Genomic DNA, 13,184 nt, shown 5'->3' with positions numbered 1-13,184 from the left:
GGCGTCAGCCGCCGAGGGCGTTCAGCAGATCGGCGAAGTGGTCGAGGTCCGCGGCCGTCCAGGAGCGCAGCCGGTCTCCGATGCGGCCCTCGTAGCGCGCGCGGGCGAGCGCGATGCGCTCCTGCGCGAGGTCCGTGGCGACGAGCACGCGGGCCCGCCGGTCGGTGGGAGATGGCACGCTCTCGACGAGCCCCAGCTCCTCGAGCTGACGCACCTGACGGCTCACCGCCGATTTGTCGGTCTGCAGGCGCTCGATGATCTCGCCGGCCGAGGTGGCCTTGCCGGTCGCGATCGACGTGAGCACCTGGTACCCGAGCGGCTGCAGGTCGGGGTGCACGGTCACCGCCGCTTCGCGCCAGCTGACCCGGATGCGGGCGAACAGCCGGCCGAGCTCGTGCTCGACGCGCGCGACCGCCTCGTCGAGTTCGGCCCCGGCGATCGTGGATGCCGCGGGCGACGACGCGGTGTCCGCTGGCGTCTCGGCGGGCTGGTCACTCATGCTCGCCAGTCTACGAGCGCACGCCCGCGCCGCTGATCACACGAAAGGGCAGTGCGGCACAGTCGTGCGCGTGCGCACTGTGCCGAACTGCCCTTTCGATGCATGGATGCCGGAGCGAGCCGTGATGCCGCGGTCACGCCTCCGCGAGGAGGCGGAACACCTTCGACGCCGTACGGATCTCCGTCGGCGACAGCCCGGTGATGCTCGCCCGCAGGCGCTGCGCGTGATCGCCGCGGACATCGGCGAGAGCCGCGCACGCCGCCGGCGTCGCCGTGAGCACGCGCAGCCGGCCGTCGTTCTCATCCGGACGCGACTCGATGAGATCGAGGTCCTCCAGCATCCGCACCTGACGGCTGACGACGGACTTGTCCATCTCGAACAACTCGGCGAGCTGGTGCGCATTCGTACTGCCGGCCCTCGCGATGGAGGCCAAGAGCTTGTATCCCGCCGGCTGCAGCTCCGGGTGGATCCGCGCGGCGGATTCCTTCCAGAGCGAGCGCGCCTTCGTGAAGATCAGGTTCAGATGCCCCTGGAAGTCCGCGAGTGCGTCGTCGACCTCGGTCGATTCGACGGTGTCGGCGGCGACCATGTCAGCGCCCCCGCTCCTCGTCCTCGCGCTCGATCACAGCCACCGAACCGGTCGCGGTCTTCGTCCCATCGATCCGGATCGCTCCGGTCGTGTTGAGGGATGCGGCCACCTCGGCCTCGGCGATGTCGATCACCGACTCCTCCGCCTGCTCGCGCAGCTGCTCGGCGGCGGTCTTCGTGGACAGCGGCTTGTTCTTGATGAACGCGATCGCGATGACTCCGAGGATGGCGAGCGGGATGGCGATCATGAAGGCATCGGCGATGCCCAGACCGTACGCGGACTCGACGATCGTGCGGATCGTGTCCGGCAGCTCGTTCATCTTCGGAACGTCGCCGGAGGCGAGGTGCGTGAGCGCGTCGATCTCCTCCTGCGAGGTCGGCGTGAAGCCCTTGAGGTCATCGGCGATGTAGTTGCCGACGCTGGTCGAGAGGATCGAGCCCATGATCGTCACGCCGATGGTGCCGGCGATCGTGCGGAAGAAGTTGACGTTCGAGGATGCCGCGCCGAGCTGGGTCGGCGGGGTGTCGTTCTGCACGATCAGGGTGAGGTTCTGCATGACCATGCCGAGACCGGCGCCGAGGACGAACATGTACACCGCGACGAGCGTGAACGGGGTGTCGTAGCGCAGCGTCGCCATGAGGCTCACGCCGATCACCGCGAGGATGGAGCCGAGCACCATCCAGGCCTTCCACTTGCCGAAGCGGCTGACGAGCTGGCCGATGATGATCGAGGCACCCATCTGGCCGATGATCATCGGGATCGTCATGAGACCCGACTCGGTCGGCGTCGCACCACGGGCGAGCTGGAAGTACTGCGCGAGGAACACGGAGGTCGCGAACATCGAGACGCCGATGGCGATCGAGGCGATCACCGAGAGCGTGAAGGTGCGGTTGCGGAACAGCGACATCGGTACGATCGGTTCCTTGACGAAGAACTCGACCGTGATGAAAGCGGCGAGCGCGACGCCCGCACCGACGACCAGCGCGATGCTCGTGGCGGAGTCCCACTCGAACTGGCTGCCGCCCATGGAGACCCAGATCAGCAGGGTCGAGACGCCGACGGCGAGCAGGACGATGCCGAAGTAGTCGATCGAGACCTTGGCCTTCGCGGGCTTGGGCAGGTGCAGGGTGAACTGCAGCAGGATGAGCGCGATGATCGCGAACGGGACGCCGACGAAGAAGTTGGAACGCCATCCCCACGCGTCGGTGAGGAATCCGCCGAGCAGCGGGCCGCCGATGGTGCCGAGTGCCATGATGCCGCCGACGACGCCCATGTACTTGCCGCGTTCGCGCGGCGAGATGATGAGGGCGACGGCGATCATGACGAGCGACATCAGGCCGCCGACGCCGATGCCCTGGAGCACGCGGACGGCGATGAGCATGTTGGTGTCGGTCGAGAAACCGGCGATCACGGTGCCGACCGTGAACAGGATGAGCGAGATCTGGACGAGGATCTTGCGGTCGACGAGATCGGCGAGCTTGCCCCAGATGGGCGTGGAGACCGCGGTGGCCAGCAGGCTCGCGGTGATGACCCAGGTGTACTGGGCCTGGGTGCCGCCGAGGTCGGCGATGATGACGGGCATCGAGGTCGACACGACCGTGCCGGAGAGCACGGCGACGAACATGCCGACGACGAGGCCGGAGATCGCGGTGAAGACCTCGCGGGCCGAGCGCGTCTGCTCGGGCGGGGAGGAAGGTGTGGAGGTCACGGTGTCTGCTCCTGAATAGAAAGGTTGATCGGGATCAACTATACACAAATGGTTGCGCTAACGCAACCATTGCTGCCGGTCAACCATCTGCGCAAGGGCCGATGGATAGGCTGGCACTCGTGACCGGCACCGAGAACGCGACCAGGGCGCAGTCCGCCTGGCGCCGCGGCCGCCGGGCGCTCGCCGCACTCGGCTGGCCGCTGTGGGCCGCCATCGTCGTCGCGGTCCTCGGCGCCGTTGCGTTCGTCGGTTCAGGCGGGTTGCGCCCCGCGTCCGCCTCACCGACCGAACTCGCCGCAGGCGAGGAGGCCCGCACCTCGTCGTACGCGGTCACGGTCCTGGAAGCCGAGACCACTGATGCCGTGGAGGACAGGTTCGAGGCCGATCAGGGCGAGGTTCTCGTGGTGGTCACGCTGCGCCTGGAGAATCTCTCCGACCGGCCCATCGACATCGGCGGATCGGTGGACCGGGTCGAGGCCCGCCTCGTGAACGCCCCTGCACCCCTGCTCGCGCCGGCCGACGTCGAACCGACCGATTTCGCCCGAGTATGGCGCACCGATGGTTCGGCCGGCGGCATCGTGCTGCAGCCCGACGTGCCGACTCTCGCACAGATCGCGTGGCCGGTGCCCGAGGGCTCATTCGCCGACGGCATCCTCCGGCTCGATGTCTACGAGCCGGACATCACCACCGGGAAGGTGATCTTCTCGTCCGATCACATCACGTGGCAGCGCGGCGATCTCGCGACCAGGATCGCCGTTCCGTTGGAGTCGCCGTGAATCGGGCCGCCCCCTGGGCCATCGGCGCAGCGCTCGTGCTCGCGGCAGGCGCGGCTGTCGCGCTCACTCCCCCTGATATCGCACTGTCTCAGGCGTTCTACCTCCGGGGCGGAGTCGGCGACGCCGTGACCGGCCGCACGCTCATCGCGCAGGTCAGGGACGCGAGCTTCACGGAGCGCGTCACGGCCGGCGGAGGCGACTGGGAGGCCGACGGCAACTGGCTCGTCGTGACCGTCGCGGCATCGGCACCGCAGACCGAGGTGGACGCCGCGGTGATCATCGCGGCGATGCAGATCGGCGACCGCACGTTCCACGCGAGCGAGCGGGCACGGGACTCGCTGCTGGGCGCGGCGCTGCGCGTCGGCACCGACACGGTCGGGATGCTCGCGTTCGAGCTGCCCGCCGACGTGGATGCCGGAGACGCCGAACTGCGCCTGATCACGTCGTACTCGACTCCGCAGCTGGACGATGTGGTCGTGCTGCCCCTCTCGCTCGACGACCTGCCGTCGAAGACCGAGATCGAGATCACCCCGCCCGAGTGGGAGGGTTTCTGATGCGCTGGTCCGGACGCCGCGCTTCGCTGCTCGCCCTGCTCGTGGCCGTCGTCGCGGTGGTCTCGGTGCACGTGTGGTTCGACGTCGTGCCGACGATCGAGTCCGACGACGCGATCGTGGTGACAGCCGACGAAGCGGTCGACGTCGCCGGTCAGCGATTCGCTCTCCGCTCGATGCGCGCCGACGAATTCGAGGCTCCGGACGGCGCGCACTCGGTGAGCATCCGCCTGCACTCCACAGGTGGGGCGGAGGCCACCGGATGCCGGTCCCTGCTGCTCACCGCGCAGGACGACGGGCGCGTGTGGACGCCGGCGACGTCGGAACTCGACATCCCCTCGGATGCCGGGGAATCCCGCTGCCAGGCGGAATCGCCCCCGTACGACCTTCTCGCGGTCTTCGTCGTCCCGGACGACGCGTCAGGGCCGTTCTGGTTCGACGTCACCGATGAGGATGGCCGCGTCGTCCGCTTCCCCGTCGAGCTCTGACAGCACGTGGCCGCCGGGCTCGCGCGGCTCCAGGCCGGACCCGGGACGCGCGATCACGCTGTCGTACGCCGTCGCGACGATCGCGACCCGCAGCGGCTCCGCGATGGCGGCGACGCCGACCAGGATGAGCGGCAGGTAAGCCGCCCAGAAATCCGTGTCGTGCCCGCCGATCGCCTGGAGCACACCGCGCGTGCCGACCTGCTCGGCGAGCGCCCAGAGGCAGTAGGCCAGCGCGTATCCGCCGAACAGCACGGGCCCGCTGCGCCAGATGACGGCCATCGCCGCCCAGAGGTCCTCGAATCGTCTGGTCAGGGTGCGGGCGAGGATCGCCGCCGATCCGCGGGACTCCGTCGCCGTGCGCAGCATCCGCGGCACGGCGCTCTCGAACGTCGTGCCGTAGATGACACCGGCGACGAGCAGCCAGGCGGCCGGCACGATGACAGCGGCGATCAGGATGCCGAACGCCCATGTACCCGCTTCCCACACGACCGCGACCACCGCGATGTTCGCAGCGAACCAGTCGCCGATGCCGTCGAACCACTGCGCGCCGGCCGTCGTGGTTGCCCAGTCGAGCGCGTCGCCCCACCACTGCCCGACGAGGGTGAACAGCATGAAGGTCCAGAGGACCTCGGCGTAGGTCGCGAGGATCAGCGTCCAGGTCGGCAGCCGCCCGCTGAACCGGGAGAAGGCGAAGCGCGCGGCGAGCGCGACGACGAGCACCGTGATCGGAAGCACTCCGGCGGTGATGAGTCCGCCGCGATCGCCCAGCTGCGTCGCGTCGAGCGCGACCTCCTCGAGCGCGATGCGAGCGGCGATGTTCATGAACTCGATCTGGTCGGCGGTCAGCATCCCCCACGCGGCGTAGAACGCGAAGAACGGCAGAATCGCCGGCAGGATCGCCGCGCCGAACTCGCGCGGTCCGCTGTGCTCCGGGGCGGCGATGTGCGGCAGCGCCGGCCGCACCGACAGGTACATCGCGACGTACGAGGCCAGCCTCGCCGCCACCGCGAGCGGAAGCAGGAGGAGCCCGCCGAGCGTCGTATGGCCGCCGACGAAGCCGGCGAGCTGCACGAGCAGTTCATGCAGGGCTTCGCCGCCCAGATACCAGGCCACGAGCACGACACCGTGCCGGGCGACGATGCGCCCGAACGTGCGGATGAGCTGCGGCATGACTCCCACGGTAGCGGGAGGGAACACCGATTCAGGAAGCGGTCGGCGCGCCGATCGACTCGCGCCAGACGATGCGCTGAAGACTCGTCGCCGGTGGGGGAACCGGCTCGCGCCGCACCGTCGCGATGAGCCGCCGCATGGAATTCTCACCCAGCGACTCCCGATCCTGAATGACGGACGTCAGCGAGGGAACCAGGTACGCGCTCTGATCGGTGTCGTCCCAGCCCGTCACGCTCATGCGACCGGGGACCGACCATCCGCGCAGCGTCGCGGCGCGGATGGCGCCCGTCGCGACGAGGTCATTGGAGGCGATGAGGGCGAAGGGAGCTGTGTCGTCCGACAGCGCCGCGATCGCGTCGAAGCCGGCGGCCGGAAGCCAGCTTCCCGTGATCACTCCCATGGATTCAAGGCCGAGACGCTCGATCGTGTCGAGATAGGCGTCACGGCGGGCGATCGCCGAGGGGTACGAGAGTTCTCCCGTGATGTGCAGGAAACGGTGGTGCCCCAACTTGACGAGACGCTCCATCATCTCGACCACCGGCCGCGCATCGGTGAATTCTCCGGTGACGTGCATCTGCTCGTCGAACTCGCTCAACGACAGGACCACGGTACGCGCCTGATCGATGGGCGGCACCGGCGCATGCAGAGGAGTGAAGGAGAGGATCCCCTCGAACTCCTCGGACGCGACGATCTCCGCCATCCGCTCGGCACGTGCTTCCGGCTCGCCGGGCACGTAGACGACTTCGACCGCGTATCCGCTCTCCCGCGCAGCCGTCGTCACGCCGTGCAGGAGCGTGAGCGGATTCAGCGCGGACACGGTCATCGCAACCGCCAGGCGCCCCGTCCGGTGCGTCCGCATGGAGCGCGCTGCGAGGTTCGGCCGATAGTGGAGTTCGGCGGCCGCCTGCATGACGCGCTTCCTTGTCGGCTCAGAGATCCCGTCCCGCCCTGTGAAAACGAACGAGACCGTCGACTGCGACACCCCGGCGAGCCGCGCGACGTCGCGACTGGTCGCCCTCTTCTCCATGCTCGGCTCCCCTCTGTGCCGCCCGATCCGAGGAAACGGTTGACGCGGCATCCGTGCTTTGCCATAGTAGCCAATACGTCTTAGTACTACGTATTAGTAGTACGTAGTAACGACCACTGTCATCGATGAGGATGGGGAGGAACATGAGCATCGCCGAATTGCGGAGCATGTCGCATGCTCGCACCGGGAGGAAGCGGACGAGGGAGGAGAGACGCGCGGCCTCGCCGGACAATAGGACCGCACTCGTCTTCCTCGCACCGTTCCTCCTCGGGGCGGGAATTCTGACGCTCGGTCCGATACTGATGTCGCTGTATCTGTCCTTCACGGACTTCAACCTGCTGCAGGACCCGAACTGGGTCGGCATCGACAACTACGTGCGGATGATCGGCGACACCCGGCTGCATCAATCGCTGATGGTGACCTTCCTCTACGTGCTGATCGGTGTCCCGCTCCAACTCGGTGTCGCACTCGGCCTGGCGATCCTTCTGGACAAGGGCATGCGCGGCCTGTCCTTCTACCGCTCGGCGTTCTACCTCCCGAGCCTGCTCGGCGCATCCGTCGCCATCGCGATGCTGTGGCGACTGATCTTCGGTGCCGATGGCCTGCTCAACGCTCTGCTTGGGGCCCTCGGCATCGAGTCGAACCAGAGCTGGATCGGCAACCCGGAGACGTCGCTGTCGACCATCATCCTGCTGCACGTCTGGATGTTCGGCTCCCCCATGGTGATCTTCCTGGCAGGCCTCCGGCAGATCCCGGCCGAGCTCTACGAAGCAGCAGCCACCGACGGGGCTCCGGCATGGTGGCGCTTCCGTGCGATCACCCTTCCGTTGCTCACACCGATCATCTTCTTCAACCTCGTACTAGCGGTGATCAACTCCTTCTCCGCCTTCACGCAGGCGTTCATCGTCTCGGGCGGGTCGGGCGGCCCCGCGGACTCGCTGCTCTTCTACACGCTGTACCTCTACCAGGAGGGCTTCAGCTCCTTCCGGATGGGCTACGCTTCGGCGCTCGCGTGGCTGCTGCTCATCATCATCGGCGTCCTCACCGCCGTGAACTTCTGGCTTTCCAAGTACTGGGTGCACTATGACGACTGAGAATCTCTCCACCAGGACCCTCGTCACGCCGAAGCGTCGGCGTCGCCCCCGCCCCTACCGTCAGCAGAGCCGTTCGCTCTGGGGACGTGCCGTCCGGCAGGCGCTCATGATCGTCATGGTCGTCATCTCGCTCTATCCGGTGCTGTGGATGGTCGTGAGCTCGTTGCGCCCCGAAGGTGAGATCTTCGCCAACCCCTCGCTGATCCTCACCGACTTCGAGTGGGAGAACTACGTATACGGATGGACTGCCCTGGGCACGCCGTTCGGGCAGTACCTGCTCAACTCGGGCGTGATCGTCCTCGGCTCGATCATCGGCAACCTGTTCAGCTGCTCGCTCGCGGCATACGCGTTCGCGCGTCTGCGCTTCCGCTTCCAGAGGCCCGCATTCGCGTACATGCTCGTCACGCTGATGCTGCCGATCCACGTCGTGATCGTCCCGCAGTACATCCTGTGGGCGCAGCTGGGGCTGAACGACTCGTTCTGGCCGCTGATCGTGCCGAAGTTCCTCGCGACCGACGCATTCTTCATCTTCCTGATGGTGCAGTTCATCAGAGGACTGCCGAAGGAGCTCGACGAGGCCGCCCGCATCGACGGCGCCGGCCACGGCCGCATCTTCTTCCAGATCCTGCTGCCGCTGATGACCCCGGCGCTCGCGACGACCACGATCTTCACGTTCATCTGGGTGTGGAACGACTTCTTCTCGCAGCTCATCTTCCTCACCAGTCCCGGCAACTACACGGTGCCAATCGCACTGCGCTCGTTCATCGATGCGCAGTCGAGCTCATCCTTCGGGGCGATGTTCGCGATGAGCGTCGTGTCGATCATCCCGCTCGTCCTCATCTTCGCCTTCGGGCAGAAGTTCCTCATCAAGGGCATCGCCACCACCGGCCTCAAGTAGGCACCGACCGACCACCCGGTCTCGAAAACAAGGAGCACCATGAAGCGCAACACCCTTCGCGCCGGATCCGGCATCGTCGCCGCGACTCTCGCGCTCGGCCTCGCCGGCTGCGGCCTCGGTACCGGCGGCGGCAACGGAGAACCGGCCGAACTCAGCGACGAACCCGTCACCATCCGGATGTACTGGTGGGGCGGCGACGCTCGGCACCAGCGCACACAGGAAGTGATCGACCTCTTCGAGGAGAAGTACCCGAACATCACCGTCGAGGGCGAATTCTCGGACTGGACGGCCTACTGGGAGAAGCTGGCCACATCGACAGCAGGCAAGAACTCACCCGACGTCATCCAGATGGACCAGCTCTATCTCGCCTCCTACGCCGACCGCGGCACCCTCGTCGACCTCGCCGACTACGACATCCGCACGGAGGGGATGGAAGACAGCGTCCTCGGCATGGGCGAATCGGACGGCGGGCTGTACGCCATCCCCATCTCAACGTCGGCCATGTCGACGATCGTCAACACCGACCTGCTCGACCAGGTCGGGGTCCCCCTCCCGGAGAACACCGACACCTGGACGTGGGAGGAGTACATGGCATGGGCGAGGACGGTCACGGATGCCGCGCCTTCCGGCACCTACGGCGGATCGCTTGCTCAGAACGAGTTCATGCTGCAGCTGTTCGCCAGGCAGAACGATGACAGTCTGTTCGAGGACGGCGATGTCGCGATCGATCCGGAGACGATGACGGCGTTCTTCCAGACCGCGCTCGATTCGAGCTCGAGCGGCGCATCGGCGCCGGCATCCGCCTGGGTCGAGTCCTCGAGCCTCGCGCTCGATCAGACGCCGTTCGCCGTCGGAACCGTCGCGTCGAGTTTCATCACGGCGACGCAGGTGTCCGTCTTCTCGCAGGCGTCAGGGGCGAATCTCGAACTCCTGCCGATCCCGACGACCGACGGCGGCGTGGAGGAGTACGACTACTTCAAGGCCGGCATGTACTGGTCGGTCTCGTCGCAGTCCAAACATCCTGCCGAGGCGGCGCTGCTCATCGACTTCTTCCTCAACGACCCCGAGGCCGTGAAGATCATCGGCAGCGAGCGGGGCCTGCCCGCGATCTCCACGACGCTCGATGTGATCGGCGACGATCTCACTCCGGAGGAGGTCAAGGCCGTGGAGTACTCCGACTCGCGGGTTCCCTACCTCGGAGAGGCGCCAGCGATCGTCCCCAACGGCGCCTCGGACGTGGACGCGGTGCTGCTGCGCTATATGCAGGATGTGCTGTTCGGGAACAAGACCCCGGAGGCCGCGGCGACCGGCTTCATCGCCGACCTCCAGAAATCCATCGACGCAGCCGGCTGAACCGGAGGGCGGTCCGAAACGGGCCGCCCTCTCCACTGCGCTGCGCTGCGCACCCATCACCGGACCGACTGGTCCACCCGAAGGAAAGAGACATGCTCAGAATCGGAATCATCGGCACCGGCGGAATCGCGGATGCCCACATCAACGGTTATCTCGCATTCCGCGAGGACTGCGAGATCGTGGCGCTCGCGGATGTCGTCCCCGGCAAGGCCGCCCAGAAGGCCGAGGGCTTCGGCCTGACCGACGCGGTCGCGTATGACGACCCGTTCGCCATGGTCGCCGACGCACGGCTCGACCTGGTCAGCGTGGCGACGCCCCCGTCGACGCATGCGGCGCTGGCGGTCGCGGCGCTGGATGCCGGGGTGCACGTGCTCGTGGAGAAGCCGATGGCTCCGTCGCTCGAGGAGTGCGACGCGATGATCGCCGCGCAGCAGCGATCGGGAAAACTGCTCTCCGTCGTGGCGCAGAACCGCTTCCGCGACGACCTCGCCACGCTGAAGGCCGTCGTGGACTCCGGGCTGCTCGGCTCGATCTCGCACGTCCGCGTCGACTCCGCGTGGTGGCGAGGACTGCCGTACTACGACCTGTGGTGGCGAGGCACCTGGGAGAAGGAGGGCGGAGGATCGACCCTCAACCACGCGATCCACCACATCGACCTGCTGCTGTGGCTGCTCGGCCGACCGAGCGAGATCACGGCCATGCTCGCCAATGCGCAGCACGACAACGCCGAGGTCGAGGACCTCTCGGTCGCGGTGTTCCGATACGGCCGCGGCCTCGCCCAGCTGACGAGCTCCGTCGTGCACCACGGCGAGGAGCAGGAGATCATCGTCCAGGGCGAGAAGGCGCGCGTATCGCAGCCCTGGAAGGTCGTCGCCGAGCGGGCGCGGCCGGACGGATTCCCCGAGCGTGAACGCGACGCCGAGCTGGTCGCGCGGATAGAGCGCGTCGCCGCCGACCTCGAGCCGCTGGCCCATCACGGCCATGCCGGGCAGATCGGCGACATGCTCGATGCGATTCGCACCGGACGCGCGCCGATCGCCGACGCCCAGGACGGACGCAACGCCGTCGAGGTCGTCACAGCGATCTACAAGGCGGGCTTCGATCGCAGGGTCGTCTCCCTCCCCCTGTCCGAAGACGACCCGTACTACCGCGCGGGCCATCTCGTGTCGTCCGCACCTCACTTCTACGAGAAGCAGCGTTCCGTCGCCGAGGCGGTGCGGGTGTGAGCACCTTCCCCGGCGGCACATCGCTGACCGACCTGGAGGTGTATGCGGATGCCGCGCCGGATGGCATCTGCGGCGGCAGCCCGCATGTGCACCTGGTCTCGACCGAGGCGTACATCGTGGTCGCCGGGCACGGCGCCCTGCACACGATCGACGCTGACGGCTACCGCGAGACTCCGCTCGTGGCGGGCTCGGTCGTCTGGTTCACTCCGGGGACCGTGCACCGCGCGGTGAACCAGGGCGAGCTCCGCGTGATCGTGCTGATGAGCAACGACGGATTGCCCGAGGCCGGAGATGCCGTGCTCACGTTCCCGGTGGACGTGGTGGCGGATGCCGAAGCATACGAGTCGGCGACCTCGCTCGGTGACGTCTCCGGGCGCGCGGCACGGGCTTCACGCAGGCGCGATCTGGCCGTCTCCGGCTTCGAAGCGCTGCGCGACGCCGTGGTCGCGGGAGACCGCGGACCGCTCGATGCCTTCTATTCCGCGGCGGTCGAACGAGTGCGTTCGCGCGCGCAGACCTGGGGCGCCCTCGTCGAACAGGGCCCTCTCGCCCAGGCGGAACGGGAGCTCGAGCGGGCGACGGCCATCGCTGCCGGCTCCGCGTCGCACCTCGGCGAAGCGCGGGTGAGCCGCGCTGATCCCGCATCCGGCGAACCGGTCTTCGGCATGTGCGGTCGGCTGCGCACCTACGACGTCACCAACCGCACCCCCCACGCTCAGGAGAATCAGCAGTGAACCATCCGTACGTCTTCGACCCGCTGCCCGAGCCCGTCGTCGGGCCAGGCGACTTCGTGTTCTCCGCCGTCGGTCTCGCCCACGGACACGTGATCGGCATGACGCGGGGCCTGATCGATGCCGGCGCGACGCTGCGCTCGGTCTACGACGCCGACCCTGTCAAGGTGGCGGAATTCGTCGCGCATTTCCCCGGGGTGCGCGTCGCCGCGAGCGAGCGCGAGGTTCTGAGCGACCCGGACGTGCGTCTGGTCGCGAGTGCGGACATCGCCTCAGAGCGCGCCCCCTTGGGTCTGCGCGTCATCGAGGCCGGCAAGGACTACTTCGTCGACAAGGCGCCGCTGACAACCTTCGACCAGCTCGAGGCGGTTCGGGAGGCGACCTCGCGAACCGGAAGGAAGTACGCGGTCTACTACGGCGAGCGCGTGCACTCCGAGGCGGCGATCCTCGCCGATCAACTCGTGGCGCAGGGCGCCATCGGAACCGTTCTGCAAGTGTCGGCCTTCGGTCCGCACCGCATCGGCACCGGTCGCCCTGATTGGTTCTTCGACGCGGAGCGGTACGGCGGCATCCTGTGCGACATCGGCAGTCACAACTTCGAGCAGATGCTGTACTACACGGGTGCGAAAGACGGTGAGATCGTCAGCGCCACGGTCGCGAACTACGCGCATCCGGAGGCTCCTGGACTGCAGGACTTCGGCGACGCGCACGTCGTGCTCGACAACGGGATGACCGGATACGTCCGCGTGGACTGGTTCACTCCGGACGGGCTCGGCGTCTTCGGGGACGGGCGGACGATCCTCCTCGGCACCGACGGCTACATCGAGATGCGCAAGTACGTCGACATCACCACGGACAACGGAGCGGGTCAGGTGCTCCTCGTGAATCAGGACGGCCAGTACCGGTTCGAGGCCGGTGGCCGAACCGGTTATCCGTTCTTCGGGCAGTTGATCCGCGACTGCCTCGATCGGACCGAGGTCGCGATGACCCAGGCGCACGCGCTGAAGGCCGCCGAGTTGAGCCTGCAGGCGCAGACGTCGGCGCGAGTCCTCACCGGGTGAGTCCGAGGCTACC

General features: G+C 67.5%; 14 protein-coding genes. 9 read left to right on the top strand and 5 right to left on the bottom strand.

Translation table 11 applies throughout. The annotated features are described in order from the left end of the window. Nucleotides 1-4 precede the first annotated feature (4 nt). The 3 genes from M2317_RS05900 to M2317_RS05890 all read right to left on the bottom strand — a co-directional run bounded on the left by M2317_RS05900 (nt 5) and on the right by M2317_RS05890 (nt 2,796). Nucleotides 5-499 carry a MarR family winged helix-turn-helix transcriptional regulator gene (locus M2317_RS05900; RefSeq protein ID WP_429458242.1) on the bottom strand — a complete coding sequence of 165 codons (495 nt, stop codon included), beginning with the start codon at nt 497-499 and terminating at the stop codon, nt 5-7. 133 nt (nt 500-632) lie between these two features. Then, a complete protein-coding gene (locus tag M2317_RS05895; RefSeq protein WP_429458240.1) occupies nt 633-1,088 on the bottom strand; it encodes a MarR family winged helix-turn-helix transcriptional regulator in 456 nt (151 codons plus the stop codon). Between the two features lies 1 nt (nt 1,089). Beyond that, nucleotides 1,090-2,796 carry an MDR family MFS transporter gene (locus M2317_RS05890; RefSeq protein ID WP_429458238.1) on the bottom strand — a complete coding sequence of 569 codons (1,707 nt, stop codon included), beginning with the start codon at nt 2,794-2,796 and terminating at the stop codon, nt 1,090-1,092. Between the two features lie 119 nt (nt 2,797-2,915). Here M2317_RS05890 and M2317_RS05885 point away from each other — a divergent pair, with 119 nt between their 5' ends. Genes M2317_RS05885 through M2317_RS05875 form a run of 3 tightly spaced genes read left to right on the top strand, consistent with a single transcriptional unit; the run spans nt 2,916 to nt 4,611 of the window. Further along, nucleotides 2,916-3,572 (top strand): hypothetical protein, encoded by a 657-nt coding sequence (locus M2317_RS05885; RefSeq protein WP_429458236.1) that lies wholly within the window; start codon nt 2,916-2,918, stop codon nt 3,570-3,572. Then, on the top strand, nt 3,569-4,126 hold the full coding sequence (locus tag M2317_RS05880) for a hypothetical protein (protein WP_429458234.1): 558 nt from the start codon (nt 3,569-3,571) through the stop codon (nt 4,124-4,126). Before M2317_RS05885 ends, M2317_RS05880 begins: the two co-directional genes overlap by 4 nt. Next, nucleotides 4,126-4,611, top strand: a complete 486-nt coding sequence (locus M2317_RS05875) for a hypothetical protein (RefSeq protein ID WP_429458233.1) — start codon at nt 4,126-4,128, stop codon at nt 4,609-4,611. Before M2317_RS05880 ends, M2317_RS05875 begins: the two co-directional genes overlap by 1 nt. Here the strand turns inward: M2317_RS05875 and M2317_RS05870 are convergent. Further along, the gene (locus tag M2317_RS05870; RefSeq protein WP_429458231.1) at nt 4,543-5,781 is read right to left on the bottom strand and encodes a hypothetical protein; all 1,239 of its coding nucleotides are present in this window, start codon (nt 5,779-5,781) and stop codon (nt 4,543-4,545) included. The genes M2317_RS05875 and M2317_RS05870 overlap by 69 nt on opposite strands. Nucleotides 5,782-5,812: 31 nt before the next feature. Continuing rightward, complete coding sequence (locus M2317_RS05865) at nt 5,813-6,808, bottom strand: LacI family DNA-binding transcriptional regulator (protein WP_429458229.1); 996 nt, start codon at nt 6,806-6,808, stop codon at nt 5,813-5,815. A 143-nt stretch (nt 6,809-6,951) separates the two neighbouring features. On the opposite strand from M2317_RS05865, the gene M2317_RS05860 reads away from it, so the two are divergent. The 6 genes from M2317_RS05860 (at nt 6,952) to M2317_RS05835 (ending at nt 13,171) form a co-directional block, all read left to right on the top strand. Beyond that, nucleotides 6,952-7,902 carry a carbohydrate ABC transporter permease gene (locus M2317_RS05860; RefSeq protein WP_429458227.1) on the top strand — a complete coding sequence of 317 codons (951 nt, stop codon included), beginning with the start codon at nt 6,952-6,954 and terminating at the stop codon, nt 7,900-7,902. After that, on the top strand, nt 7,892-8,800 hold the full coding sequence (locus M2317_RS05855; protein ID WP_429458226.1) for a carbohydrate ABC transporter permease: 909 nt from the start codon (nt 7,892-7,894) through the stop codon (nt 8,798-8,800). Before M2317_RS05860 ends, M2317_RS05855 begins: the two co-directional genes overlap by 11 nt. A gap of 39 nt (nt 8,801-8,839) precedes the next feature. Beyond that, complete coding sequence (locus M2317_RS05850; RefSeq protein WP_429458224.1) at nt 8,840-10,153, top strand: ABC transporter substrate-binding protein; 1,314 nt, start codon at nt 8,840-8,842, stop codon at nt 10,151-10,153. Between the two features lie 92 nt (nt 10,154-10,245). Further along, nucleotides 10,246-11,379: a Gfo/Idh/MocA family protein gene (locus M2317_RS05845; protein WP_429458222.1), complete on the top strand. Its 1,134-nt coding sequence runs from the start codon at nt 10,246-10,248 to the stop codon at nt 11,377-11,379. After that, nucleotides 11,376-12,113, top strand: coding sequence for a cupin domain-containing protein (locus tag M2317_RS05840; RefSeq protein ID WP_406248992.1), 738 nt, complete (start codon nt 11,376-11,378; stop codon nt 12,111-12,113). Before M2317_RS05845 ends, M2317_RS05840 begins: the two co-directional genes overlap by 4 nt. After that, on the top strand, nt 12,110-13,171 hold the full coding sequence (locus M2317_RS05835; RefSeq protein ID WP_429458220.1) for a Gfo/Idh/MocA family protein: 1,062 nt from the start codon (nt 12,110-12,112) through the stop codon (nt 13,169-13,171). Before M2317_RS05840 ends, M2317_RS05835 begins: the two co-directional genes overlap by 4 nt. Nucleotides 13,172-13,184: the final 13 nt, after the last annotated feature.

The organism is Microbacterium sp. ZKA21 (assembly GCF_050434165.1).
Classification (GTDB): domain Bacteria; phylum Actinomycetota; class Actinomycetes; order Actinomycetales; family Microbacteriaceae; genus Microbacterium.
The sequence above is the reverse complement of the archived record's forward strand: the minus strand, read 5'-3'. Positions and strand labels throughout refer to the sequence as shown.